The following is a 24,858-nucleotide window of genomic DNA, read 5'->3' on the forward strand; positions in this document are numbered from 1 at the left end:
TTTTATAAAGTTTTTATTATAAAATAAAAAAACCTTGGAAGTTGGTGATTCCAAGGTAATTTTTGTATCTTATCTCTTTGAGAATTGTGGAGCACGTCTTGCTTTCTTTAAGCCGTACTTCTTTCTTTCTTTCATTCTCGGGTCTCTTGTTAGGTAGCCCGCTTTTTTTAATAGACTTCTGAAGTCTGCGTTTACTTCAAGTAAAGCTCTTGCAACTCCATGTCTTACAGCTCCGGCTTGACCTGTAAATCCACCACCGTGAACTTTTACTATAACATCATATGAGCCGAGAGTTTCTGTTAACTCAAGGGGAGATTTTGCAACTGTTATTAAAGTATCGTAGTTAAAGTAGTTGTCTAAATCTCTTCCGTTAACGGTAAAGTTTCCGTTTCCGGGAATAAGTCTAACTTGAGCTACAGAAGATTTTCTTCTTCCTGTTCCTCTATATTGCTTATTGTCCATAACTACCTCCAATTAAAATTCGTATACTTCAGGTTTTTGTGCTTCGTGAGGATGATTTGGTCCTGCATAAACCTTTAGTTTTGTATACATTTTTCTTCCCAATCTGCTCTTTGGTAACATGCCTTTTACAGCAAGTTCAATGATTCTTTCAGGATTTTTTTGAACTAATTGTTTATATTGGATTTCTCTTCTTCCTCCCGGATATCCGGTGTGATATGCGTACACTTTTTGATTCCACTTGTCACCTGTTAGACGAATTTTATCTGCGTTAATTACAATTACAAAGTCGCCTGTATCAACATGGGGTGTATAGATAGCTTTGTGTTTTCCTCTTAATAGAGTAGCTACTTCAGTAGCAAGTCTACCTAAAACTTTATCTTCGGCATCTATAATATACCATTTTCTTTCAACTTCATTAGCTTTAGCCATAAAGCTCTTGCTATTCATGAATTTCCTCCTGTGTATAAAAAATTTCCGGGGCTTTTTAAACACTATTGATTATAATAGAGTGTTTTTATTCATTTGTCAAGATATTTTTTAACCTATATTTTGATGAGCAACTCTTGATGCTGCTGCGGCTGCAATAGCTGCAACTAAGTCGTCTGCGAAGGTTGTAACTTCATCTGAAGTTTTTTTTCTGTCATCAAGTTCTTTTATTATTCCTATTTTTTCCTTGTCAAGATATCCAAAATTTGTAAGTCCTATGGACCCGTATAAATTTACTATTCCAAGGGGCAATATTTCGTCTATACCGTAAAGGCCTTCGTCGTTAGAAACTATTGATTGAAGAGGTTCGTCTAAATTTTTTTCCATTGCCATCTTATCAAGAGCAAGGCCTGTGAGAACAGCATGAACTACTTCTCTTTTTCCCAAAACCATTTCAACGGATTCAAGGCAAATTTCATAAGTTACATGAGGGCTATAGGGAATTTGAAGATCATAAACTATTTTTGCTATGTCTGAAATTTCTATTCCTCTTTCTTCTAATCTTTCCTTTGTAATTTTTACAAGTTCTTCCATTTTATATTTATACATCAGTTACCTCTTGTGCTCCCTTCTTCTGAATTTTTCCACATTCCGACTTTTTCTTTTTTTGCTTTATCTTCTATTTCTTTAAAATATTTTTTGTATTTTATGTTTGGCTTAAAGGTATAGACCCTTGCATAGCCCTTTGCTAAAAGTATTCCTTCAAGGGTATTCTTCTCAATTTCTTCCCTATTTATTTTTTAGGTTTTTTAGCCAAACATATCTTAAAAGTCGATTATATTTATCCCTTTCTTCTATGTCCTTTTCAAAATATACTTTTTTATTTAAAACAAGGCTTTTAGTTAAGTCTTTTGCCTCATGAGAAAAGTCTTCTTTACTTTTTAATTCTGGAGTGTTTACTCCTATAATTCTTATTTTTTCATTGTTTGCCCAAATTGTATCTCCATCAGATACTTTTGTTACGGTATAAGCTTCAAATTGCCCTAAAGAGGGACTTAAAAATAAATTTATACCGTAGGCGAGAATAATTAGAAAGACTAAAAATAAAAGTTTTTTTAATCTATTCATATTTTTCTTCTTCTTGCTAAATTTCTTTTTCTTATAAGCTTTTTTCTGCTAATTTTTATGGAAATTCCATAAATTAAACCTGGCAAAAAGCTTAGTAAGATTAAACTTACAAAGCTTTCTTTAAGTTTTAAGAGTCTAATAATATAGAGCTGGGGAAATAAAAACACGTCCATAAAAATTCTGAATCCGCTTCCTCCTGGTCCTGCTTTAAAAATATTTTTTCCCAGTCCTAAAAAGGCAAATCCCATAGTGATTAAACCTATAAAGACAATTAAATTTCCCGCAAGAAAATCAAAGTTTTTATTTTGCCTTTTGCTCATAGCCTTTGAAAAGTTAAAATACAAAAAAATCACAAAAGCTATAAGGACAAGTCTGAAAATAAAATTGCCATATAAAACCCCTGTCAAACTTGGGCTTAAATTTATAAAATAAGCAAGAACAAAAAGGATAAGTCCTAAGAAAATATGAAAGATAAGGCCTCTTATATTATTTCTCATTTTTGTCCCCTATCTGTCAACTCTTGAGCACCTTCCATCATATAAGTTTTTGAATCCTTATCAATCCAAATTCCCAGAGCATTCTTTTCTTTTAAAAGTTTTTCTCCTTCTTCAATGGGAAGTAAAAAGCAAGCTGTAGATAAAAAGTCACAAAGGCCTGAATCTTTTGCAATAATTGTTACTGATTTAAAATCATGGGCAGGTTTTAAAGTTAATGGATCAATTATGTGGCAATATCTTATTCCGTCCAAATCAAAATATCTTTGATAATCTCCACTTGTTACAGCTGAAGTGTCATTTAAATGCAAAACTTCAGAAATGGAATCCATTCCGTTTGTATTTTCATCAACATCTGGGTTTCTTACTCCTATGGCAAAGGCTGTTTTTCCACTATCATTTTTTGGGAAATCTCCAATAATTCTAACGTTACCTCCGGCACTTATTACGCAGTGCTTTACCCCTTCTTTAATTGCTTTTTGAGCTACCAGTTCTGTTGCATATCCCTTGGCAACAGCACCTATATCCATTTTCATTCCCTTTTCTTTTAAGTAGATAGAAGATTCTTCATCATTAAGCACAATCTTATCCATACCTAAAAGGGGTCTGAGAGCTTTTAGGGCTTCCTCTGTGGGCAGATAAGATCCTGTTAAGGCTTTTACCTCTTCTTTTGTTTTTCCTTCGTTATAGAGGTCCCTGTACTTTGTCCAAAGGTCCACAACAGGTCCTATGGATATATCAACCTTATTTGACAGTTCTTTATTGTAGGTAAAAGTATCCTTAATAAGTTTATAAGCTTCAGGGCTCACTTTTACAGGAGCGAGCCCTGCATTTTCGTTGACGTTACAAAAATTGTTTATTCCGTCATACTTATTGTATCTGTCAAAGAGTTTATTTAATCTTTCAAATTCGTTTTTTATAAGTTCAAGTTGTTTTTGACCTTCTTTTTCGTTTTCTGTATAGACACTTACATCTACAACAGTGTCAAAGGTGTCGAAAAATTGGTCTGAATATTTTTCAAGTTCTTTATCCTTATTACAGGCTGTAAAAAGACTTAAAGATAAAATTAAAGATATTAAAATTATTATTTTTTTCATGCAATCACCTTTTTAATTTTAACATTTACTTGAAACTTAAACAAGAAATAAGATATTATGTGATTATATTAAAAAAGGAGAAAAATATGTATTCAATATATGCAGACATGGGTGGAGATTTCAGCCAAGATATAATAGACAAAATAAATATTATTCCTATGGATATCATTGTTGACAAAGAAACAATTTTAAATACAGATGATTTTAAAAATTTAAGCAGAGAAGAATTTTTGGAAATATTAAAAAACAAGGATATGTCCACTTCAATGATAAATTCTTTTACATTTAAAGAATACTTTAAGAAATCTCTGGAAGAAGAGAAAGACATCTTATATATATGTCTTTCTTCAGGGCTTTCAGGTCAGTATTTACAGGCTAAAATTGCAGCAGATGAACTTTTAAAAGACTTTCCTCAAAGAAAAATAGAAGTTGTAGATTCCCTTGCAGCAACAGCAGGTCTTACAATTCTTGCTGAACATGCCCTTAAAAATAGAGATAAAGAAATCCCTATTGAAAAAAATGCCGAAATTTTAAGAGAAAAAGCAAAATTTTTAAAACACATATTTATTGTAGACGACTTATTTCATTTGCAAAGAGGCGGTAGGCTTTCAGTAACGGCTGCCCTGGTGGGAACAGCTATAAAGATAAAACCTATACTAAGAGTGGATGCTGAGGGAAAGCTTACAGTAAAAGAAAAAACTCGAGGCATTAAGAATGCCTATAAAAAATTAAAAGAAACATATTTTGAAGATAGAAATTTGAATTCAAAAGAGCTTTTTATATCTCAATGTGCTAATGAAGAGGGAGCCCAAATACTTAAAGAAATGATCTTAGAAAAAGATCCCGATGTTAAAATAGAAATCATCGAGATGACACCTATAATTTCTATACACACAGGTCAAGGTTTACTTACAACAATATATGAAGGAAGCGAGCCTAACTAACTTTTAAAATATGGATTTTTATTGTATAATACAATTTGTTTAGGTGATAAAATGGAAAAGAAAAAAGTAGTCCTTGGAATGAGCGGCGGAGTTGATTCTTCAGTCTCTGCTTATCTTCTAAAAGAAGAAGGCTATGATGTAATCGGAGTCTTCATGAAAAATTGGGACGAAAATGATGCTGAATGCACTGCTACTGATGATTATTTAGACGTTATAAAAGTTTCGCAGGAACTGGGAATCAAGCAGTACACAGTGAATTTTGAAAAAGAGTACTGGGATAAAGTTTTTTCTTATTTTTTAGAAGAATATAAAAAAGGAAGAACCCCTAACCCCGATGTTATGTGCAACACTCAAATAAAATTTAAAGCTTTTCTTGACTTTGCTATGAAGTTTGATGCAGACTATATAGCTATGGGACATTATGCAAGAACCAAGACTGAAAACGGAAGAACCTATCTTTTAAGAGGCCTTGATAAAAATAAAGACCAGAGCTATTTTTTAAGCAGAGTAAATGAGGAAGCCTTAAAGAAAACTATTTTCCCTATTGGAAATTTAGAAAAAAATAAAGTTAGAGAAATTGCAGAAAAATTAAATTTGTCCACAGCTAAGAAAAAAGATTCCACTGGAGTTTGTTTTATAGGCGAAAGAAATTTTAATGAATTTTTAGACAAGTTTTTATTTACAAAACCCGGCGACATTGTTGATGTTGATGGAAATATAATCGGCAAACACTCAGGCCTTATTCATTACACAATAGGTCAAAGAAAAGGAATCGGCATAGGCGGTGTTGGAAGCGGAGAACCTTTTTTTGTTTGTGATAAGGATTTAAAGAACAACAGGCTTATAGTAGCTCAGGGAGTTAAAAATCCTCTTCTTTACAAAGATGAGTTTACTGTTGAAGATCCCTTTTTCATAACTGAAAAACCGGACTTTCCCTTTAAATGCACTGGGAAAATTCGTTATAGGGCACCTGATGAAGAAATGACCATCTATAAGGACGGTCAAGATTTAAAAATTAAGTTAAAAAATCCGTTAAAAGGAATTACTCCCGGACAAGTATGTGTCTTCTACAAGGGAGAAGTTTGTCTTGGATCGGGTATAATAAAAAATTAGGAGGATATTATGAAATTAAATTTTACAAAAAGAGAGGCCTTTGGTAAAAATAAGGTCGATAAACTTAGAGCACAAGGTCTTGTCCCTGGAGTTGCATACTCAAAGGGAGAAGAAGCAATTCACGTATATGCAGTAGAAAAAGATTTAGTAAAAGCATATCAAAATGCAGGTCTTTCAAACATTATAAAGGCTGATTTTGACGGAGAAGAAAAAAATATTCTTTTTAAAGACGTTCAAAAACATCCCTTTAAAAATCAAATTATGCACTATGATATTTATCTAATAGATATGAATCAAAAAATCAAAGTTGAAATTCCTGTTGTTCTTGAAGGCAGAGATAATGTAAAAGTTCAACCTTCAGTATTGATGCAAATACTTGATACAGTTGAAATTGAATGTTTACCTGCAGATCTTCCAAGTGAAGCTCTTGTAAAAGTTGTTGATATGCAAATTGGCGATACAATGACAGTAGAAGATCTTGACATAGCTAAAAACGAAAAAATCGAAATTCTTACAGATAGAGATGAAATTGTGGCTACTTTAAGTGCTCCTCAAGAAGAAGTTATTGAAGAAGAAACATCAGAAGCATCAGTTGAAGTTCCTACAGTTGCTGAAACTAAAGAAAAAGAAGAAGAAGAATAACAAAGTTAAAGCCGTCTTTTTTAAGGCGGTTTTTTTATTTTCCCATCTTTCTTGTTTAAGAAACCATAGACTTATATAATATTAATAAAATAAGTCAAAATTTTTAAGGAGGATTAAAGATGAATTATTCAATGAATAATAAAGATATTAGCCTGTATAATGATAAGAGTCCCTATTCTTTTCCCAAATACACATCTCAATTAATTAACTGGGCTAATCAAAATGCAAAGGGAACCCGTCCAAATGTTGTAGGTCAAATGTCCAATCTCTTTTTGGAATTTTTAGAATCCGGCGATGAAAAGACCATAGAAGGCTGGAAGTCTTGGTATGAAAATCTAAATCCCAATGCCCGCAAAGAAGCAAGTGAAAAAATATGGCTGCAGATAAACAATCTTCGCAGTGCCATTGATCTTATTGATAAAGCCATGGTAGAAGACTGGGTTGAAGATCTTCTTATCTACAAAACATTTAACGGACTTTATTTTCAAAAAGTAATCTTGGCTTTTCTTGCAGAAAAGAAAAACACTTCCTATCGTTTGGCAAATCCTCAAGAAGAAAGCCAAGGTATAGACGGATATGTTGGAAACACCCCCTATTCTGTAAAACCCTTTAGCTATAAAACTATGGGCCGTCTTTCTGAAGTAATAGATGTGAAAATGATCTATTACAACAAGACAAAAACAGGTATAGAAATAGAAGTGGAAGATTAAAAACACTTTGACTTTTCTATGTAAAGCCAAATTTTATTTATATAGGCCTAATTTAAGGAAATTTCCTGGTCAAAATAAATTTGATTTTATAAAATTTATAAAAAATCACAAAAATTAGCGGACAAAAGCAAAATAGCTCTTATCCGCTAATTTTTATATAAATAATTAACTTTTATCCTTACCATATTGGCAGAAAAATACATTTCCCTCTTTTTTAATTTCAGTTATAGGATTAATTTCAATTTTCTTTTCCTGCTTTGTTTTTACAAGAAAACCATGATGATCATTAAGATAACATTTTTCTTTTTTTTCCTCTTTTAAAGAATCAATAAAATTTAAATGTCTTTTAATTCTAGTATCAATAATTTGATTTAATTCATCAAGGCTCCTATCCATATTATTTAAAGCCATATCTGCAATAGCTTCGTCAATCTCAACTCCAATACTGTTCCTATTTAAAATCATACAAGCAAGGTTAGTTGTTCCAAGGCCTGCAAAGGGATCTAAAACAGTGTCCCCCTCCACTGAATACATGTTTATCAATCGAAAGGGTATCTCCAAAGGAAAAGAAGCATTTCTATCACGACCATTTTTTGCTGAAAGAATAGTTTGAGAAGTTCCCTTAACATCCCAAAGATCAGAAAACCAAACATTTCTCTCTTCCCAAAAAAAAGCACTTTTTTGTCTTAATAATTTTTCTTGACCCTTAAAAATTCTCTTGCCGCCCTTTCTAAAAATCAGAATATATTCATGCTCATAAGTAACATAAGCACCAGCAGGATACATTCCAGAGCCCATAAATTTATTAGGAGAATTGGACTGCTTTCTCCAATGAATATCGGGAAGAAGACTATAACCCATTTCAAGAAAGGTATTAATAATCTGAGTGTGATTGGAAAAAAGTTGAAAATTATCTCCTATACTTCTTGTTGCATCTCCTATATTAATGCAGACAAAACCATTCTTAGCAAGAACCCTGTCACACTCTTCCCAAGTTTTTTTAAGGACCTTATGCATTTTAAAAAAAGCGCCCATCCCATCTTCAGATTGTAAATCCTTTTCAATTTCTGGATCCTTTTTGCTAAACATTTCATCCCACATTTTTATCATGGGATAAGGAGGCGATGTGACAATTAGATTAACTGACTCATCTGATATTTTGTCCATTTTTTTGCTATCTCCAAGAATAATTTCATGTTTTGTCATTTATCTTTTCCTCCTATTTTTAAGCTTTATTTTAAAGTAGGTAAATTTTTTAATTTATTTTTGCCTTAGACTAATTTTAAACTATTAATTTAAGTCTGCCAAGGGATTAAGAATATAAGAAAATAAAAAGACCTCGACTAATATATAAATCTTAGTCGAGGTCTTATAAAATTTTATTTTTTTACTTTAATAAACTTTTATCTTCTATAATTTTTAACCAAATTTCATCCTTTAGATTTGATTTTCTCTTAAATTCATGACTGTTTGCAGCTTCCATAAGTTCGTAATAAGCCCAGTGCTTTTTATTTAGGTCTTTGTACTTTTCCAATAGAGCTTCATTTAAATCAATATAAGCCCTATCTGGAATTCTATTAAAAATACTGTTAAACATTATAACTGCTTCAGCTCTTGTTATATTGTTATCTGGTTTAAATGTTCCGTCGGAATATCCTACTATTCTTCCATTTCCAAAAGCCATATTAATTTCTTTTTCGTACTTATGGCCGATTATGTCAGGGAAATCTGATTTTGCATTATTTTTTTCATCAATGGCAGCGAAAAGTTTTGCCATTTCTCCTCTTGTTATAGGATCATTGGGTCTTATTTTATTTTGATTCCAATCTAAAAGTCCAAGTCTTATTCCTTCATTTAGAGAAGCTATATACCATTGTCCTTCTTCAACATCTTCAAAATCAGGTTTTACCTTGTTATTTGCAGAAATTCCCTTTAATCTTACTGCTATTGCCACAGCTTCTGCCCTTGTTATATTTCCTTCAGGTTTAATATTGTTATCAGGATAACCGTAAATATATTTTATATGGTTTTCATAATGATCATCATCATGATTATTATGATCTTCACTTATTATAGTGAATCTTCCTCCAATCTCCCTATCTTCTTTAGGCTTTTCAGGTTGAGGTTGAGGTTTTGGTTCAGGCTTTTCAGTTTCTTTTAAAACTATGTTGTCATCAGCCATTTTGCTTAAATCTTTTTCTTCTTTAAATTCAAGAGTTTTTAAGCCTTGAGCTAGATCTTTTCTAACCAAAGCTTTCTCTTTCGCTGTCTTTCCTAAAGAAGCATTAGACTTATATAGAAGAATGCCAAAATCTCTTTCAAATACACCGTCATAAGCTGGACCTTTCTTTAAATCTTCATCAATAAGATCACTGTAATTTTTATTTTTATCAACTTTTAATATTCTATATAGAGGAGTTGAATTTTCTGTCCTATATTTTATTCCCTGAGGATTTCCATCTTTATCTTCAGCTTTTTCATAAGAATTTATGGTGTTTTCTTTAAAAATATCAACGTGATATTTTCCGCCCTTGACTAAAATATTCTTATCTCTGTACTCTTCATCTCCACCGGAAAATACTTTTGCCTTGCCTACATATAAGGCTCCATCGTTTTCTAAAAATATACTACTTATAGGATCTTTTCCAAACCAACCTTTAGGTGTAGTATAAGACATAACTTGTGGTGTGAATTGACCTTGTCCGTCAATTATAACTTTACCACTTGCTGATATGGCATAGGCTTCAGAGGATCGCCCTGAGAATCCTCCACCTCTAGTTCTTGGATGCATTTTCTCCTTATAAGCTTCTATATAGGTTTGATAAAGTTTATTACCAGCTTCAATTTTACCTGCTTTTATAGTGGCATTTCCTACCATATAAAGGCCTGAACCTGCTTGCCTATTAGTTTCTTGATCTGTAAATCTACAACCTCCACCAAAAATTGTAGGTTCCGTTCCGCTTGCTTCATCACCTTCAACAACTAGGTTATTTACATTGGCAATGGCGTGACCTGACTTTGTGGAACTTCCTCCGCCATAAATTTGTGCTCCACCCTTTACAGATAGATTTTCTCCTCCGTCAATGGCGCTTCCTGCCGTAAGTCTGTCGGCAAATAAATATCCGTTCCGAGTTATATTAGTGGATGAACCCCCCGTTATTAAAGAGTCACCTATAATTTGAATGTCTGTAGCACCCTTTATCCCTGCTCCGGCAATTCCATTACCTTCACACCTACCTGAAGTATCACAATTAGATGGGACAGTTAATATATCTCCACCGTGGACTTCTGAGTTTTCAATATATACACTGACTACATTTTCAAGTCCGTAGCCTGCAGATACATTTTCTTCAGCAAAGCTATTGCTGTGTTTGTATACACTTTTATTTCTCAAGTATTTTATAGGTCCATAGCCTTGAACCACTGCACCATTTACAAGTTTAACTTCACTTGCATCTTTTATACCAGAGCCAAATCTGTATAGGTCTTTTTTTGAACCATTATCACTTAATATGTTAGATATTCCTCCACCGGAAATATTAGCTCCGTCAACTAAGACTTTACCCAGAGTTCTAATACCTGCAGCCCCAACCTTAGGTGCTATTTCATTGTCGCTATACCCTTTATTAGATGTGCTTGATCCAGGTGTAGGACCTTGAATAGAGGTGTTTGCTCCGTAAACATTTACATCAGCCTTTGAGTCTATAAGGGCTTCTGATGTATTAAAGAAGTGAAAACCGCAACCTATTGATAAAGGATCGGTTTGACCTGGCATTCCCAAATTCAATGTTCCAGTTCCCATTTCTATAACAGGTGAATGGGGAAGCTTGTACATAAAGTCTGGATCAGCTGAACCACTAGGCATAGTGTCATTAGCTCCCTTGTCTATAAAGTTTCCTCTATAGACATTTACCTTAGCGTTTCCATTAGCAAGGATAATAGGCCCATAGAAGTTAGTAAATCTTTTCCCACTGAAAAAATTTTCGGATTCTGTATTACCATTTGAGTCTATATATTTTATATTACCACCACCGGTTATGCTATTCATTTTTTCCTTATCGCTATCATTTAGACTTGGAAATTCTTTTGTGGCAAAGTCTAATTTACCTCCATCATCTTCAACTTCAATAGTACCATAGTAAAACTTTTCTCTTTTGCTCTCGTTTACAGATAAATCAACTCCGTTACCTGGAGCTATTTTATTGTATCCGGCACACTTGATATTAATATTTTTCCCTATTATTGCTCCTTGACCGTAGCCTCCTGCACCTCCTGAAATAACAGTAGATGTAGAATGATATTCATTTTTTTCTCCTGAAAGGTCTACGATTATATTTTCACCCTTTAATCCATGGCCGCCTTGGATATTATCTCCTAGGCCATTACCGCCTCTTATATAAAGGCCCTGATCAACGGTATAAGGGGAAGGTTTAAAGTCTAAATTAGTTTGATCAACTTCAATATCTTTAGCAACAATGGCATCTGCTCCCCTTTCTGTTGAAGAATCTCCCCCTATAATTCTGCTGTAATATTTTAGCTTAACTGTTACAGGATACCCATATTCATTAATTTCACCAGTTTCCTCCTCACCAGTATAAGACATAAGATTTTCTATTTTTACTGAACTGTTAGGTAGATAAATAGCAGGCTTGCCATTTTGTCCCGAAAGATTCATCCTCTCAGTTAAATAAAGATTCCCTTCGCCTGAAATTACTGCTTTGTCTTCAGGTCCCTTTAGATAAAGGTGTCCCTTCAGAGTAAGAGTTTTTTCAGAAGCTATATTAAAGCTTATATTTGATATGTAAACAGCCCTTGCTCCCTCTGTTGTACCCCATCCATAAGCAGCTTGTTTTGGGTCTGATGACATAATGGTAATATTACTATTTACATTAATTAGTCCAAGGGAAGAAAAGTCATTACCTCCTGGCTTAAATTCATTTCTGTTATAAAATTTTACAAGGTCTATAACATCTCCATTCTGTGCATTTTCAACCATGTTTTTAAATTCGTCCATGTTTTGTGGCTCAAGAGTTGCTGCACTTACATTTTGTGGCAAAATAAAAGTTAGTGCAAAAACTGCTAAAAACATAAAAACAAATTTTACATTTCTTACTTTCATAAAATCCTCCTCATTTTTGTCTATATTGATATTAAATTTATATTATCATATTAAAAATTTTTTTACAAAGGCAAAATAGCCATGATCTTATGCTTTTTAATTTTATTTTTTTAAATAAAAAACCGTAAGTTTAAACTTACGGTTCTAATTGATTTTTTAATTTTGTTTAGTCTTTTAGAGCAGGTCTTACGTGCTTATAGATAAAGATTGTAAATATCGCAGTTATCGTTCCTTTTACAAGGTTAAAGGGCAAAACTACATAAAACATAATGTCTTTTAAGTCTTTAACATTTGCATTTATTTTTGAACACATGGAGATTATTGCTTCCATTGGCATTATTTTCCCATATAGGGGAAAAATAAAGAAATAGTTTGAAAGCATTGCTAAAGCTGTCATGGTTATTATTCCCAAGGCTAAAGATCCTATTGCTCCTTTAAAGGTTCTATGTTTTCTATAGAAAAGAGAGGCTGTTACTGCAAAGGCACTTGCAACGATAAAGTTTGAAAGTTCTCCTACAAGTCCTGTGTCAGATCCTGCAATAATTATTTTTAAGATATTTTTTATTAAAGCTGTAATAACCCCATATACAGGTCCCATGGTAAAGGCTCCTATTAAAACCGGCATATCCGAAATGTCAAGCTTCATAAATGAGGGAGCTATAAATCCTAAGGGAGTTTTTATGTTCATAAGCACAAAGGCTATTACTGAAAGAACTGCAACTCTTGTTATGTTTCTTGTTTTAAATCTGCTTCTTACTTTTACTTCGTTCATATTTATTCCTCCTTAATTTTAAGGGCAATAAAAAAAGCCCAACTTCCGGGCATACAAAAAATCTTCTTTCATCCGGACTATACCGTCGGTATCGGAATTTCACCGATTCAGTTAAAACTCGCGGACTATAACCGCCGGTGAGGATTTACACCTCGCCCTGAAGATAAGTTTATTATACAACAAAAGTAGAGAATATTCAATCTCAGTTAAATTTTAAGATTAAATATTCTCTTAATAAGTCTTTATTTATTTTTTATTTTACATCTTCTTCTGTGCTTGGTTGGTATTCTACGTTTCCATTTCTTCCTGGAACTTTATTAAATATTCCTGTTACCATTAAGGCTATTGCTCCATCTCCTGTTACGTTACATGCTGTTCCGAAACTGTCTTGAAGGGCAAATATGGAAAGCATTAGAGCTGTTCCTGTGTCGTTAAAGCCCAAAATACTTGTTATTAAACCTAAAGATGCTACTACTGTTCCTCCGGGCACTCCTGGTGCTGCTATGGCAAAAATGCCAAGTAGGGAAATAAATAAAATCATTGTTGATATTTCTGGCATTTTTCCGTACAAAATTTGTGATACAGTCATTACAAAGAATGTTTCTGTTAATACTGAACCGCAAAGGTGGGTGTTTGCACATAGGGGTACTACAAAGTCCCTTATTTTAGGATCAAGGACTTTTGATTTTCTTGCACATTTTAAGGCTACTGGAAGGGTTGCCGCACTGGACATGGTTCCTACTGCTGTGAAGTATGCTGGTGGATAGTGTTTAAATACTTCTCTTGGGTTTGCTTTTGATATTGCTCCTCCTATTGAATATAAAAGGGTCATCCAAATAAAGTGTCCAACTATTACAATTAAAATTACTTTAATAAATACTGGAAGTTCATGAATTATTGCTCCTTCATAAGCAAGTTCCGCAAAGGTTGTTCCAATGTATAGGGGAAGAATTGTTATTACAACTTTATCTACTATTGCAAGAACTATGTTGTTAAATTCAAGCAAAAGTTTTTCCCATGTTTGAGATTTTGTCCAAAGTACTGCAAGTCCTATTAAAACTGATGTTACAAGGGCTGTCATAACTGGCATTATGGGAGCTATTTGAAGTTTAAATATTGCTTCTGGGATCTCATTTCCTGCCCCTACATTGCTTGCTATATTAAGATGGGGAATTATTATTCTTCCTGCTATTAAACTCATTGTTGCTGCACCTACTGATGATATGTAGCAAATTAATAGGGTTACTGATAAAATTTTCCCTGCTGAATCTTTTAAGCTTACTATAGCTGGTGTTATGAATCCTAAAATTATAAGAGGAACAATATATCCTATTAAATCTCCAAGTATCCTCTTAATTGCATCAATAACTGCTATTAACCCTTGGTTTGCCATTTGGCCTACTATAATTCCTATTGCTATTCCAAGGATTAATTTAAATACTAAACTGTTAAAAAAACTTTTTTTCTTTTCCATTTTTTTACTCCTTTCTAATTTTATTTTAGCATGTTAATTTATTTAATCAATGAAAAAGTTTTCATGTTTCATAAAAATACCATAAAAAAAAGAGCGTTTTTTCAACGCTCAAGTTTTTATTCTCCGAAAAGTATTTTTATAATTTCTTTTGCTTTCGGGCTATCTATCATATAATAAATTTCCGTTCCCACTCTTCTTGATTTTAAAACCTTGCTTCTTTTTAGTTTTGCAAGATGGGAAGAAACAGTAGGTTGAGGTATTCCAACTAATTCTTGTATGTTTGAAACATTTAAGTCTCCGTTTTGAGAAAGATGTTTCACGATCAAAAGTCTTATAGGATGAGCCATAACTTTTAACATTTCAGCGTATTCTTCGTAAATTTCCATTTTAATTTTTTTCATTATTTCACCTTCAAATTAAATCATATAAGTTTTCAATACTTTTAATTAATATACGTCCCTTTGGGAGAAGTTTTATATAATCGGCCTTTTCAAACTGATTAAGCTTTCTTGAAATTGTCTCCCTTGTGATTCCTGAATAAAAGCCTAGCTCTTCTCTATTTATATCCAGATTTAATAAAATACCCTCTTTTGTGATTTTGCCATATATTTGAGCAAAGTTTATGAGAAGTTTTGCAACTTTCATATTGGCATTTATGCCGGACAAAACATCTATAAGAGATTCACTTTTTCTAACTCTTTCGTATGTTTTTTCCAAAAGTTTCAATAAAAATTCTCTGTTTTTAAGCAGAACATTTTTAAAATCACAACTGGATATTTTAATTATTACACAGTCTGTAAGACAGACTCCGTTATAAACATACTTATCCCCTGACAAAATATTAAGCCCTCCTACAAAATCGCCGGCTTTAAAAATATATAGTATTTGTTCTCTGCCGTCGCTTAAGGGCTTCATAAGCTTGAATATTCCTTCATAAACTATGAACATAACATTTGCCGGGTGACCGGACTTAAAAATTGCCTCTCCTTTTGATACTCTTTCTACTTCAAAGGATGAGTTCATCGAATTTATTTCTTCTTCACTGAGGTAAGACAAAATCGGTACGTCTTTAAAAGCAATTTTTTTGTCTTCAAAATTCAGCTCCATAACATCACCTATGTTTTATATTACCCAATTTTTTTCAGTTAACACAATCTTTAAGCATATAATTATAAAAGTTTTCATGCTTAATTGTAAAGGAGCTTTTGTATAATTGCAATACTTTTTTAAAATATTTATAAATTTTATATAGTTTATTTTATAACTTTTTTATATTTTCCCATAAAAAAATCCGTCGACTTAATCAACGGATCTTATTATAAAAGTTTTTCCTTTTTCTATTATTATTTTACTTGCTTCTTTTCCTTTTTTCATTTCGTTTGAAATTGCTCTTGATGTTTCTCTTTTTATTAAAAGGGATTTTACTTCATAAGCCATATTTTCTGTTGAAAATATTACTTCTTCACTTACGGGGACAAGGGAAATATATTTGTAATTTTCGTCTTTTTTGAAAATATATTGACCTGGTCCTGCAAAAATTATTTCGTTGTTGTTATCTACTGCTTTTGCTTTTATTTTTTTATTGTAAATTTTTTCAAGTAAAAATAAATTTGCAAGGGTGTGGTCAAGTCTTGTGCCGCTCATGGCAAGGATTGTTATTTGGTCAAAGCCCCTTTTTATTGCTTCTTCCAAAGCCATTTCTGTGTCAGTTCCATCTTTTTCCTTTGGAAATTTTAAAATTTCTATTTCTTTATCTTCTAATTTTTTTCTGTCAAGGTCTTCTATGGAATCAAAATCTCCTAATAATAAATCTGGTTTTATTTTTAAATCTCTTAAATTTTTTATGCCGCTATCGGCGCAAATTATATATGAATTTTTTATTTCTCTTTTTATTATCGTGGGGTCTAATTTTTTCCCCCCTGATATTACTGTTGCTTTCAATTTATTTCTTTAAACTTCCTTATATTTTCTAGGGTATTTTCTCCAAATATTCCTGATCCTGACACTAATATGTCTGCTCCTGCTTCTATTACTTCTTTTGCGTTATCAAGTTTTATTCCACCATCAACTTCTATTAAAGCTTTTGAATTTTTTTCTTTTATGAGTTCTTTTAAATCTCTAATTTTATCAAGGCTATAATCAATAAATTTTTGTCCACCGAAGCCTGGGTTTACACTCATAATTAAAACCAAGTCCAATTTTTTTAAAATGTATTTTATAGAATCTATATTTTCTCCTGGATTTATTGCAATTCCTGCTTTCATTCCCAAATCTTTTATAAGAGAGATTGTTCTATCTAAGTGCAGTGTTGCTGATGGATGGATAGTAATTATATCTGCTCCCGCTTTTTTAAATTCTTCAATATAATTTTCAGGCTTCATTATCATTAGGTGCAGGTCAAAGGGTATTTTTGTAAGTTTTCTTAATTGCTTTATAAGGGAAGGCCCAAAAGAAATATTTGGCACAAAATTGCCATCCATTACATCTATATGTATGTAATCAGCTTGACCTTGATTTAATTTTTTAAATTCTTCCTGCATATTTGTCCAATCTGCGGACAAGATTGATGGTGCTATCATGAATATTTGTTTTTCTCCTTTTCTTTTAATTCTAAATAAAGATTTTTATAGTTTTCGTATCTTTGTCTATCTATTTTTCCTTCTTCTACTTTTTCTCTTATTATGCACTTAGGCTCATGAATATGATTACAGTTGTTAAAGTTGCAGGGACCGAATTTAATAAATTCTCTGAAATAATTTTTCAAATCTTCTGATGGACAAGTTAACTCATAGTTTGAAAATCCCGGTGTATCAAAAAGATATATATTTTTCCCGGAAAATATTTCCGTATGCCTTGTTGTGTGTCGTCCACGATTTAATTTTTTACTTATTTCTCCGGTTTTTAATTCTCCGCCTATTAATTTATTTATTAAGGTAGATTTCCCCGCTGCTGATACTCCGCTTAGGGCTATGGTTTTATTTAAAAGATATTCTTGGAGTTCTTCTATTCCCAGGGAATTTTTAAGGCTTATTTTAAAGGTTTTAAATCCGCTTTTTTTATAGGTTTCATAAAGTTTATTTCCAGCTTCTTCATCTAAGTCAATTTTATTTATGCCTATTATTATTTCAAGATTTTCTCTTTCATATTCTGCAATTACCTTATCTATTAAAAGGGTATTTGGAGATGGAGATTTTGCCGCTATTAAAATTAAGACCGCATCAACATTTGCAACAGGCGGTCTTTTTAAAAAATTTTTTCTTTCTAAAATTTTTGTAATGTAGCCAAGAGAATTTTCTTCAACTTCAAATTCAACATTATCTCCTACTAAAGGTTTTAAGTCTTGATGTCTGAAAAGTCCCCTTGCTCTTGTTTCATAAACAGTATCAGAGAGGACATAATAATATCCTCCCGTCAACTTTATAATTTTTCCTATCATAGTGTTCTTGTATCTACTTGTTCATCGTCTATAAAAATATTAAATGTGTCTCCCTTTGAACCTTTAAGTTCAATTTCAACGGGGCTTTCTTCACTTGTCTTGTGATAATTATAGTATTCACTTGTGTTTCCATTGTGAATTCTATTAATTATTATTCTGTGTCTTGCTCCGTCTTGAGGAATTGTAACACTTATACTTTCACTTTTGACGTCTTCAGAGGAGTTTTCTGAACCTACTTCATTTTCTCCATCTTGTAAAGGTCCTTCTGAAACATATAAAATTATTTCCGTAGATTTTGAAACTTCTCCAACTTCATTTTGAGATGCAACTTCTCCTTCATCCACTTTGTTGGATCTTACATTTTCAACTTTATATTTAAGTCCTAAACTGTCCAAAACTCCCTTTGCAGCTTCAAGAGGTATACCCTTTAAGCTTCTTAAATTTACAGGATTGTTGTCTACTCCTTTTGATATAAGGATATCAATTTTTTGTCCTTTTCCTACTTCATAGCCAGATTCAGGTGAAGTTGAAATAATTTTTCCACTATCTATGCTTTCATTGTATTCTTCTTTTACCTCGCCTATTTCCAAACTTGTTCCCTTTATAATATCTTTTGCTTCTTCTAAAGTTCTACCGACTAAGTTCGGAATTTTTTCTGTATCTGGTAATTTATTTACAACTATTTTAACCATGGAGCCTTTTTCAATTTCTTCTCCATCTTTAGGTTCTTGACTTAATATTACTCCGCTTGGTTGGGTGTCATCTTCATCTACTTCCCTATCAGGTTTAAGTCCAAGTGCGGCTAAAATTGAATTTGCTTCTGATTCTGTTTTTCCAACTAAAACAGGCACTGTAATCTTTTCATTAGTTTCTACGGGCTTATCCCCACTGTCTCTTCCAGATAAAACTTTAGGTACTACAAAAATGAGAAGAGCTACAAGTAAAAGTGCAGTTAAAGAGCCTAAAATTACAGGCAATTTTGAAGATTTTTCCTTTTTTGGTTTTTTAGGTCTTTCTTCTATAACAGGTTCATCTTCTTCTTTAACTTTTATATTTTCTCTGTCGCTTCGTCTTATTACTCTTTTCTTTCTCACTTCTTCAAAACCGAAGTCTTCTTTTCTGCCAAGTAAAATATTTTTTATATCACGGATTACAGCCTGAGCATTTTCATATCTGTCTTCAGGATCCTTCATGGTAAGTTTTTTTACAAGTAAGTCTGTTTCTTTACTTATTCCTGGAACACTATCTGATGGCATTGGCATATTACTTTGCACTTGCATAAGAGCAACTGATACAGGATTTTCTGCATCGAAGGGAAGTTTTCCTGTAAGCATTTCATAAATTACAATTCCAAGAGAATAAATATCGCTTCTGTTATCTACTTTTCCTCCCCTTGCTTGTTCTGGTGAAAAATAATGAACAGAACCCATTATGGCATTTGTTGCAGTTACTGTTGTATTATCTGCAATTCTTGCTATTCCAAAATCTGTAACCTTAACTCTATCATCTCTTGTGATCATAATATTTTGGCTTTTTATATCACGATGGACAATATTTTTACTATGGGCAACTTTTAATGCTTCAGCAATTTGAATAGCATAATTTAAAGCTCTTTTTTCAGGAATTTTATTTTCATCTTGAATAAGTTCCTTTAAAGTTTTCCCATCAATAAATTCCATAACTATATAATGGACAGTTTCTTTTTGATTTTCTTCTGAACCGACATCATATATGCTGACAATACTTGGATGAGAAATACTTGCTGCAGCAAGAGATTCTCTTTTAAATTTTTTTATAAAATTTGAATCCTCATTATATTGTTGCTTCAAGATTTTTATAGCAACAATTCTATCAAGTCTTCTGTCATGGGCCTTATAAACGTCCCCCATACCTCCGGTGCCGATTTTTTCTAATATTTCATATCTATTTCCTAAAATTTTTCCTATCAACTTTCACACCTACTTGTATCTATTAATATAAAAGTAATATTATCAACTCCACCATTATCAAGGGCTTTTTCCATCAACATATTACCGGCATCTTCAAGTTCATTCTCCATTAAAAGTTTGTATATGTCTTCTTCTTTTACCATATTTGTAAGTCCGTCACTGCAGAGCAAAAATTTTTTTCCTTCAATATCTCTTGACTGAATATTAACTTTAAGTTTTTTTTCAGTACCAAGAGCTAATGTAAGCACGTTTTTATTTGGATGTACCCTTGCTTCTTCTTCCGTTATTTCACCTATGTCCAACAAATAATTTACATAAGTGTCATCTCTTGTAAGCTTTCTTATTCCTTCTTTGTCAAGCTCATATATTCTTGAATCTCCTACATTGGCATAAATAAATTGCTTTTCAAAAATATAGGCTATTGAAAGAGTGGTACCCATGCCCTTATATTTTTCCACACTATTTGCTAAATCGAAAACTACTTTATTTGCAAGTTCAATTGACTCTTCTATAAGTGTTTTTACATCTGCCGCTTCTTTTATATTCTTGCTTTCAAATTCATGGACTATGGTTTTAACAGCTGTTGCTGAAGCTGTTTCACCTGCTAAATGTCCACCCATTCCGTCTGCAAGAATAAATAGAGGAAGATTTTCGGACACGTGGTAATAATCTTCATTTTTTTCTCTGACTTTACCGACGTTAGTTTTTGAAACTATTTTCAATGTTCTACCTCACTACTTCTCTTTAACTGCCCACATGATGCTGAAATATCACTGCCTAATTCTCTTCTAATTGTAGCATTTAATCCAAGTTTATTCATTTTATTTTTAAAATCTTCAACTTTTTTTCTATCAGGTCTTTTTTCTTGATATTCTTCAATGGGATTTAAAGGTATTATATTTAAATGACTTCGCATGCCTTTCAATAACTTGGAAAGTTCATTGGCATGAGCATCCTTATTATTTACTCCGTCAATTAAAGTATATTCAAAAGTAACTCTTGTGCCTGTTTTTTCTTCATAATATTTGCAAGCTTTTATAACTTCATTAATATCATATTTTTTTGCAATAGGCATAATTTTTTTTCTTTCCTCATTAAAAGGATTGTGTAAAGAAAGTGCAAGAGTTATTTTTTTATTATAATCTGCCAGCTCATAAATTTTTGGGCTTATTCCACAAGTCGAAATTGTAATGTTTTTATAACTCATATTATGGCCTTTTTCATCATGAATAATTTCTAAAAATTTTAAAAGGTTGTCAAAATTATCAAAAGGTTCTCCTGACCCCATTAATATAACATTTGAAACATTTATGTCAAAGGCTTTTTCAACTTGATAAATCTGTCCCAACATTTCCGATGGTCTTAAATTTCTAACAAGACCTTTTTTAGTTGATGCACAAAAAGAGCAATTCATTCTGCATCCCACTTGGGTTGAAATACATTGAGCATATCCGTATTTGTATTTCATAAGGACTCCCTCTATAAGGTTGCCATCATCTAAGCTAAATAAAAATTTCTTCGTTTCATCAAGTTCAGAATTAAAAATTTTATGAATTTTTATTTTACTCACATCTAAATCTCTTAAAGATTTGGGAAGATTTGAAGATTCATTTAAATTTAATTTTTTTTCTAGAATTAAAAAACCTAAATAATTGTTCAGCTCTGAAAGGTTTTTCTCCAATTTTTTTTATATATTCTTTCATTTCCTCAAAAGTTAAGTCATTTATATAAATCATCTTATTTTCCTTAATTTAGTCATTGAAAAACCATCGCTTCCCATTGTTACATCAGTTCTAAAAGTATCTTTATCAAAGGTTTTTACAATCTCAAAATTTTTATTTTCTTGCAAAAATTTTGAGATTATATCCTCATTTTCAACTTTCAAAATAGAGCAAGTTGAGTATAATATCTCACCCTTTAGTTTTACATATTGTGAAGCATTTTCCAATAGTTTATATTGAATATTTGACAATTCTTTTATATTCGAAAAGTCCTTATATTTTATTTCAGGTTTTCTTCTTATAAGTCCTAGAGCTGAACAGGGTGCATCTAACATAACATAATCAAATTCATTTTTATTTTCTTCTTTGTAGATAGTTGAATCATTTATTTGAGTTTTTACTATTTTTATTCCAAGTCTTTTTGTGTTTTCATCAATAAGCTTTATTTTTTTATCCCTATCCCAAGCAAGGATGCTACCCTCATTTTTCATAAGGGCTGCCATATGGGCGGTCTTTCCTCCGGGAGCTGCACACATATCCAAAACTTTTGAGCCAGGTCTTGGATTTAAAACCTGAGAAATTAAAATTGAACCTGAATCCTGAACATAAAAAAATCCTTTTTTAAATTCATCTGAATCTAAAATTCCTCTTGGATTTTCTATTTTTAAACCTGAATCTGTAAGCTTATCAATTTGAACAATATAATTTTCTTTAAGCTTTTTTAAAAGTTCTTCTCTTGAAATTTTTAAGGTATTTGTTCTAATTGTAAATGGAGCTTCACTATTATTAAGTTTTAAAATTTTTTCTCCTTTTTCTTCTCCATATAAACTTATTATATATTTTACATAGGAAAGACTGTGAGAATAAAATGTTGAAAGATATTCAATACCCTTTAAGTCAACTGAAAAATCTTTTTCTCTTATAATATTTCTAAGCATTCCATTTACATAGCCTATGGAACCTCTATTTCCCACTTCTTTTGCAAGTTTTACAGCTTCATCAACAATGGTGTAACTTGGTATATTGTCCATAAAAATTATTTGATAAAGACTTAATTCAAGTATAGTAAGAATTTTTTCGTGAATTTTTTTAAATTTTATTTTTGAACTTTTTTCAATTAAATAATCTAAATAAGTTTTGTTTCTAATGACTCCGCTTGTAATTTCTCTTAAAAGGGGCATCTCGTCATAATTTCTATATTTATCTAAGGACTTCCATAAAAAAGCACCCTTGTTTACTTCAAGGATGATTTTCATTGCATTTTTTCTAACTGTCATATTATCTTCTGCTCCTATTTCTAAGGGCTAAAAGTCTAAGAAGGTTTCCTATTGATACAAGGGTTGAAGCAACATAAGTTAAAGCTGCTGCAGAGAGGACTTTTTCAGTTCCTTCCATAACCCTATCAGACATAAAAAGTTTTAGTTCTTCTTTTGCCCTTGCCGATGCATTAAATTCAACAGGAAGAGTTATTATAGAAAAAGCCACTGCCAATAGGAAAAGACCTATTCCTAAATTTAATAAAAAATCTGAAAATATAAGTCCCATAATGACAAGATATATACCTAAGTTTGATCCTATAGCAACTCCTGGTGCAAGGTAAGTCCTAAGAGCAAGAGGTCCATATTTTTCCTTATCTTGCAAAGCATGGCCAACTTCGTGAGCTGCAACAGCAGCTGATGCCACACTGGAATTTTCATAAACTTCCGGTGATAGTGAAAGGCTCTTATCTCTTGGATCATAATGATCTGTCAACCTTCCATTTACTTCTTTTATAGTTACATTATTTAATCCGTTTGCATCCAAAATTTTTCTTGCAACTTGAGCTCCCGTTAAACCGCTTTCATTAAAAACTTTTCTATATTTTTCATAATTTGAAGAGATTTTACTTTGAGCATACAAGGAAAGTAAAAAACCTGGAATTAAATATATTAAACCTGAATAGTATCCGTATCCTAAAAGCATATTAACCCCCTATTATTTTTTCTTCTTCAATATTTCTTCCACGAAGAAAATCTTCAGTATTCATCATCTTTTTACCCGGCCACTGAATTTTATTAATCTTTATAGCCTTATCTTTTGTCATAATAATTAATTGACCCTCATTTGAAATAACCTGTCCTGCTTTTCCTTCCATGTTTAAAACTTCAAGATCTGAAATTTTAATTCTATTGCCGTCATAATTAAAAGATATTCCAGGTTTATCAAACAAGGCTCTGGAAAGTCTTTCAATTTCATCAGCAGTCATCTTTTTAAAGTCAATAAAACCTTCTTCTTTTTCAATTTTTGGAGCATAGGTTGCCTTAGAATCCTCTTGCTTTATCCACTTAATATTATTTTTTTCATAATCTTCTAAAAATTTAACAATTAAGTCTGCTCCCATTTGTCCCAACTCTTCTGTAAGTTCATCTATATTTTTGTTTTTTATTGGAGTTTTATCTTGAAAGCAATAATCTCCCGTATCAAGGCCCTCTTCAATTTTCATAATTGAAACTCCAGCAAATTCATCTCCATTTATTATAGCCCTGTTAATAGGGGCCGCTCCTCTTAACTTAGGAAGAAGAGATGCGTGAATGTTAACCGGATTATCTCCTGTTAATTTTAAAATTTCATCTTTTAAAATTTTTCCATAAGCTGCCACAACTATTAAGTCTGCATTCATGGACTTTAATTTTTCTATAGATTCTTTCGAATTAATTTTTTCAGGTTGATAAACTTCAAGGCCCAAAGCTTCTGCACAAATTTTTATTTCAGGTTTAGCAAGTTTTTTGCCCCTTCCTTGTCTTTTATCTTCCCTTGTTACTACCAGGACAACTTGATGTTTTTCTGAAATCTTTTTTAAAGCTGGAACAGCAAAACTTGGAGTTCCCATAAAAATAATTTTCAAATTATTCTTCACTCCCATCTTCTTTTTTCTCAGGTAAATCCACAATGTCCTCCGCCATATCAATGTACAAAATTCCATTTAAATGGTCAGTTTCATGTTGCAAAATTCTTGCAAGAAATCCTTCCGCTTCAATTTGGCATTCCTCTTGATTTTCAGATAGATATTTTACTTTTACCTTATTAAATCTTTTAACGGTTCCTTGTTTTCCCGGTACTGAAAGGCATCCCTCAGGCCCTATTTGTTCTCCGCTTTCTTCAATAAATTCAGGATTTATAAGAGCAAGCCTATTTTCTTCTCCGTCATCAATTACAATTATTCTTTTTAGAATTCCCACTTGAGGTGCAGCAAGACCAACTCCATCTGCATCATCCATGGTTTCAAACATATCTTCAATTAAAATTTTTACTCTATCATCTATTTTTGTAACTTCTCTTGATCTTTTTCTTAAAATCGGATCTCCATCAGTTCTAATATTTCTCTTAGCCAT

General features: G+C 32.0%; 28 protein-coding genes and 1 riboswitch. Of the genes, 4 read left to right on the forward strand and 24 right to left on the reverse strand.

Annotated features, from left to right (window positions below):
- Positions 1–69 precede the first annotated feature (69 nt).
- The 7 genes from rpsI to HMPREF1253_RS03190 form a co-directional block, all read right to left on the reverse strand.
- The gene (rpsI, locus tag HMPREF1253_RS03165; protein WP_023055337.1) at positions 70–462 is read right to left on the reverse strand and encodes a 30S ribosomal protein S9; all 393 of its coding nucleotides are present in this window, start codon (positions 460–462) and stop codon (positions 70–72) included.
- Positions 463–474: 12 nt separating this feature from the next.
- Positions 475–909 (reverse strand): 50S ribosomal protein L13, encoded by a 435-nt coding sequence (gene rplM / locus HMPREF1253_RS03170; RefSeq protein ID WP_023055397.1) that lies wholly within the window; start codon positions 907–909, stop codon positions 475–477.
- 90 nt (positions 910–999) lie between these two features.
- Positions 1,000–1,497 (reverse strand): phosphatidylglycerophosphatase A, encoded by a 498-nt coding sequence (locus HMPREF1253_RS03175; RefSeq protein ID WP_023055322.1) that lies wholly within the window; start codon positions 1,495–1,497, stop codon positions 1,000–1,002.
- A complete protein-coding gene (locus HMPREF1253_RS10715) occupies positions 1,497–1,685 on the reverse strand; it encodes a thermonuclease family protein (RefSeq protein ID WP_081696578.1) in 189 nt (62 codons plus the stop codon). Before HMPREF1253_RS10715 ends, HMPREF1253_RS03175 begins: the two co-directional genes overlap by 1 nt.
- Positions 1,678–2,016, reverse strand: coding sequence for a thermonuclease family protein (locus HMPREF1253_RS03180; protein ID WP_023055382.1), 339 nt, complete (start codon positions 2,014–2,016; stop codon positions 1,678–1,680). The genes HMPREF1253_RS10715 and HMPREF1253_RS03180 overlap by 8 nt, the downstream gene beginning before the upstream one ends.
- Positions 2,013–2,513, reverse strand: coding sequence for a hypothetical protein (locus HMPREF1253_RS03185; RefSeq protein ID WP_023055331.1), 501 nt, complete (start codon positions 2,511–2,513; stop codon positions 2,013–2,015). The genes HMPREF1253_RS03180 and HMPREF1253_RS03185 overlap by 4 nt, the downstream gene beginning before the upstream one ends.
- On the reverse strand, positions 2,510–3,607 hold the full coding sequence (locus HMPREF1253_RS03190) for an FAD:protein FMN transferase (RefSeq protein ID WP_023055395.1): 1,098 nt from the start codon (positions 3,605–3,607) through the stop codon (positions 2,510–2,512). Before HMPREF1253_RS03190 ends, HMPREF1253_RS03185 begins: the two co-directional genes overlap by 4 nt.
- 86 nt (positions 3,608–3,693) lie before the next feature.
- Here HMPREF1253_RS03190 and HMPREF1253_RS03195 point away from each other — a divergent pair, with 86 nt between their 5' ends.
- The 4 genes from HMPREF1253_RS03195 (at position 3,694) to HMPREF1253_RS03210 (ending at position 7,016) form a co-directional block, all read left to right on the forward strand.
- Complete coding sequence (locus tag HMPREF1253_RS03195) at positions 3,694–4,551, forward strand: DegV family protein (protein WP_023055339.1); 858 nt, start codon at positions 3,694–3,696, stop codon at positions 4,549–4,551.
- A gap of 51 nt (positions 4,552–4,602) precedes the next feature.
- Positions 4,603–5,664 (forward strand): tRNA 2-thiouridine(34) synthase MnmA, encoded by a 1,062-nt coding sequence (gene mnmA / locus HMPREF1253_RS03200; protein ID WP_023055392.1) that lies wholly within the window; start codon positions 4,603–4,605, stop codon positions 5,662–5,664.
- Positions 5,665–5,673: 9 nt separating this feature from the next.
- Positions 5,674–6,306, forward strand: coding sequence for a 50S ribosomal protein L25 (locus HMPREF1253_RS03205; protein WP_023055440.1), 633 nt, complete (start codon positions 5,674–5,676; stop codon positions 6,304–6,306).
- Positions 6,307–6,425: 119 nt separating this feature from the next.
- On the forward strand, positions 6,426–7,016 hold the full coding sequence (locus tag HMPREF1253_RS03210) for an MjaI family restriction endonuclease (RefSeq protein ID WP_023055375.1): 591 nt from the start codon (positions 6,426–6,428) through the stop codon (positions 7,014–7,016).
- Between the two features lie 165 nt (positions 7,017–7,181).
- Here HMPREF1253_RS03210 and HMPREF1253_RS03215 read toward each other — a convergent pair whose 3' ends face one another.
- The 17 genes from HMPREF1253_RS03215 to def all read right to left on the reverse strand — a co-directional run bounded on the left by HMPREF1253_RS03215 (position 7,182) and on the right by def (position 24,858).
- On the reverse strand, positions 7,182–8,222 hold the full coding sequence (locus tag HMPREF1253_RS03215) for a site-specific DNA-methyltransferase (protein ID WP_023055425.1): 1,041 nt from the start codon (positions 8,220–8,222) through the stop codon (positions 7,182–7,184).
- 181 nt (positions 8,223–8,403) lie between these two features.
- Positions 8,404–12,135 (reverse strand): S-layer homology domain-containing protein, encoded by a 3,732-nt coding sequence (locus HMPREF1253_RS10435; RefSeq protein ID WP_023055342.1) that lies wholly within the window; start codon positions 12,133–12,135, stop codon positions 8,404–8,406.
- A 166-nt stretch (positions 12,136–12,301) separates the two neighbouring features.
- Positions 12,302–12,907: an ECF transporter S component gene (locus HMPREF1253_RS03225; RefSeq protein WP_023055385.1), complete on the reverse strand. Its 606-nt coding sequence runs from the start codon at positions 12,905–12,907 to the stop codon at positions 12,302–12,304.
- 56 nt (positions 12,908–12,963) lie between these two features.
- A riboswitch (FMN riboswitch) is annotated at positions 12,964–13,076 on the reverse strand.
- 84 nt (positions 13,077–13,160) lie between these two features.
- Positions 13,161–14,381 (reverse strand): dicarboxylate/amino acid:cation symporter, encoded by a 1,221-nt coding sequence (locus HMPREF1253_RS03230; protein ID WP_023055332.1) that lies wholly within the window; start codon positions 14,379–14,381, stop codon positions 13,161–13,163.
- 116 nt (positions 14,382–14,497) lie between these two features.
- A complete protein-coding gene (locus HMPREF1253_RS03235) occupies positions 14,498–14,782 on the reverse strand; it encodes a helix-turn-helix transcriptional regulator (RefSeq protein WP_023055414.1) in 285 nt (94 codons plus the stop codon).
- 10 nt (positions 14,783–14,792) lie between these two features.
- Positions 14,793–15,488: a Crp/Fnr family transcriptional regulator gene (locus tag HMPREF1253_RS03240; RefSeq protein ID WP_023055354.1), complete on the reverse strand. Its 696-nt coding sequence runs from the start codon at positions 15,486–15,488 to the stop codon at positions 14,793–14,795.
- A gap of 192 nt (positions 15,489–15,680) precedes the next feature.
- Positions 15,681–16,322: a thiamine diphosphokinase gene (locus HMPREF1253_RS03245; RefSeq protein ID WP_023055356.1), complete on the reverse strand. Its 642-nt coding sequence runs from the start codon at positions 16,320–16,322 to the stop codon at positions 15,681–15,683.
- Positions 16,319–16,960 (reverse strand): ribulose-phosphate 3-epimerase, encoded by a 642-nt coding sequence (gene rpe, locus HMPREF1253_RS03250; protein WP_023055429.1) that lies wholly within the window; start codon positions 16,958–16,960, stop codon positions 16,319–16,321. Before rpe ends, HMPREF1253_RS03245 begins: the two co-directional genes overlap by 4 nt.
- Entirely contained in the window at positions 16,957–17,817 is an 861-nt protein-coding gene (gene rsgA / locus HMPREF1253_RS03255; protein WP_023055359.1) for a ribosome small subunit-dependent GTPase A, read from the reverse strand. Before rsgA ends, rpe begins: the two co-directional genes overlap by 4 nt.
- Positions 17,814–19,766, reverse strand: a complete 1,953-nt coding sequence (gene pknB, locus HMPREF1253_RS03260) for a Stk1 family PASTA domain-containing Ser/Thr kinase (protein ID WP_023055418.1) — start codon at positions 19,764–19,766, stop codon at positions 17,814–17,816. The genes rsgA and pknB overlap by 4 nt, the downstream gene beginning before the upstream one ends.
- A complete protein-coding gene (locus HMPREF1253_RS03265) occupies positions 19,763–20,488 on the reverse strand; it encodes a Stp1/IreP family PP2C-type Ser/Thr phosphatase (RefSeq protein ID WP_023055346.1) in 726 nt (241 codons plus the stop codon). The genes pknB and HMPREF1253_RS03265 overlap by 4 nt, the downstream gene beginning before the upstream one ends.
- Positions 20,485–21,336, reverse strand: coding sequence for a 23S rRNA (adenine(2503)-C(2))-methyltransferase RlmN (rlmN, locus tag HMPREF1253_RS03270; protein ID WP_369758369.1), 852 nt, complete (start codon positions 21,334–21,336; stop codon positions 20,485–20,487). The genes HMPREF1253_RS03265 and rlmN overlap by 4 nt, the downstream gene beginning before the upstream one ends.
- A gap of 37 nt (positions 21,337–21,373) precedes the next feature.
- Positions 21,374–21,502, reverse strand: a complete 129-nt coding sequence (locus tag HMPREF1253_RS10720; RefSeq protein WP_369758370.1) for a hypothetical protein — start codon at positions 21,500–21,502, stop codon at positions 21,374–21,376.
- Positions 21,499–22,764, reverse strand: coding sequence for a 16S rRNA (cytosine(967)-C(5))-methyltransferase RsmB (rsmB, locus tag HMPREF1253_RS03275; RefSeq protein WP_023055391.1), 1,266 nt, complete (start codon positions 22,762–22,764; stop codon positions 21,499–21,501). The genes HMPREF1253_RS10720 and rsmB overlap by 4 nt, the downstream gene beginning before the upstream one ends.
- Before the next feature lies 1 nt (position 22,765).
- Entirely contained in the window at positions 22,766–23,449 is a 684-nt protein-coding gene (locus HMPREF1253_RS03280; protein ID WP_023055319.1) for a zinc metallopeptidase, read from the reverse strand.
- A 1-nt stretch (position 23,450) separates the two neighbouring features.
- A complete protein-coding gene (gene fmt / locus HMPREF1253_RS03285) occupies positions 23,451–24,371 on the reverse strand; it encodes a methionyl-tRNA formyltransferase (protein ID WP_023055368.1) in 921 nt (306 codons plus the stop codon).
- A 1-nt stretch (position 24,372) separates the two neighbouring features.
- Positions 24,373–24,858, reverse strand: coding sequence for a peptide deformylase (gene def / locus HMPREF1253_RS03290; protein ID WP_023055344.1), 486 nt, complete (start codon positions 24,856–24,858; stop codon positions 24,373–24,375).

Origin of the sequence: Peptoniphilus sp. BV3C26 (genome assembly GCF_000478985.1) — a bacterium.
Lineage (GTDB): Bacteria > Bacillota > Clostridia > Tissierellales > Peptoniphilaceae > Peptoniphilus_B > Peptoniphilus_B koenoeneniae.

Excerpts from the sequence above, each read along its gene's own strand:
- rpsI (WP_023055337.1), bottom strand. The coding sequence starts at position 462 with ATGGACAATAAGCAATATAGAGGAACAGGAAGAAGAAAATCTTCTGTA.
- rplM (WP_023055397.1), bottom strand. The coding sequence starts at position 909 with ATGAATAGCAAGAGCTTTATGGCTAAAGCTAATGAAGTTGAAAGAAAA.
- HMPREF1253_RS03175 (WP_023055322.1), bottom strand. The coding sequence starts at position 1,497 with ATGTATAAATATAAAATGGAAGAACTTGTAAAAATTACAAAGGAAAGA.
- HMPREF1253_RS03180 (WP_023055382.1), bottom strand. The coding sequence starts at position 2,016 with ATGAATAGATTAAAAAAACTTTTATTTTTAGTCTTTCTAATTATTCTC.
- HMPREF1253_RS03185 (WP_023055331.1), bottom strand. The coding sequence starts at position 2,513 with ATGAGAAATAATATAAGAGGCCTTATCTTTCATATTTTCTTAGGACTT.
- HMPREF1253_RS03190 (WP_023055395.1), bottom strand. The coding sequence starts at position 3,607 with ATGAAAAAAATAATAATTTTAATATCTTTAATTTTATCTTTAAGTCTT.
- HMPREF1253_RS03195 (WP_023055339.1), top strand. The coding sequence starts at position 3,694 with ATGTATTCAATATATGCAGACATGGGTGGAGATTTCAGCCAAGATATA.
- mnmA (WP_023055392.1), top strand. The coding sequence starts at position 4,603 with ATGGAAAAGAAAAAAGTAGTCCTTGGAATGAGCGGCGGAGTTGATTCT.
- HMPREF1253_RS03205 (WP_023055440.1), top strand. The coding sequence starts at position 5,674 with ATGAAATTAAATTTTACAAAAAGAGAGGCCTTTGGTAAAAATAAGGTC.
- HMPREF1253_RS03210 (WP_023055375.1), top strand. The coding sequence starts at position 6,426 with ATGAATTATTCAATGAATAATAAAGATATTAGCCTGTATAATGATAAG.
- HMPREF1253_RS03215 (WP_023055425.1), bottom strand. The coding sequence starts at position 8,222 with ATGACAAAACATGAAATTATTCTTGGAGATAGCAAAAAAATGGACAAA.
- HMPREF1253_RS10435 (WP_023055342.1), bottom strand. The coding sequence starts at position 12,135 with ATGAAAGTAAGAAATGTAAAATTTGTTTTTATGTTTTTAGCAGTTTTT.
- HMPREF1253_RS03225 (WP_023055385.1), bottom strand. The coding sequence starts at position 12,907 with ATGAACGAAGTAAAAGTAAGAAGCAGATTTAAAACAAGAAACATAACA.
- HMPREF1253_RS03230 (WP_023055332.1), bottom strand. The coding sequence starts at position 14,381 with ATGGAAAAGAAAAAAAGTTTTTTTAACAGTTTAGTATTTAAATTAATC.
- HMPREF1253_RS03235 (WP_023055414.1), bottom strand. The coding sequence starts at position 14,782 with ATGAAAAAAATTAAAATGGAAATTTACGAAGAATACGCTGAAATGTTA.
- HMPREF1253_RS03240 (WP_023055354.1), bottom strand. The coding sequence starts at position 15,488 with ATGGAGCTGAATTTTGAAGACAAAAAAATTGCTTTTAAAGACGTACCG.
- rpe (WP_023055429.1), bottom strand. The coding sequence starts at position 16,960 with ATGATAGCACCATCAATCTTGTCCGCAGATTGGACAAATATGCAGGAA.
- rsgA (WP_023055359.1), bottom strand. The coding sequence starts at position 17,817 with ATGATAGGAAAAATTATAAAGTTGACGGGAGGATATTATTATGTCCTC.
- HMPREF1253_RS10720 (WP_369758370.1), bottom strand. The coding sequence starts at position 21,502 with ATGATTTATATAAATGACTTAACTTTTGAGGAAATGAAAGAATATATA.
- rsmB (WP_023055391.1), bottom strand. The coding sequence starts at position 22,764 with ATGACAGTTAGAAAAAATGCAATGAAAATCATCCTTGAAGTAAACAAG.
- HMPREF1253_RS03280 (WP_023055319.1), bottom strand. The coding sequence starts at position 23,449 with ATGCTTTTAGGATACGGATACTATTCAGGTTTAATATATTTAATTCCA.
- def (WP_023055344.1), bottom strand. The coding sequence starts at position 24,858 with ATGGCTAAGAGAAATATTAGAACTGATGGAGATCCGATTTTAAGAAAA.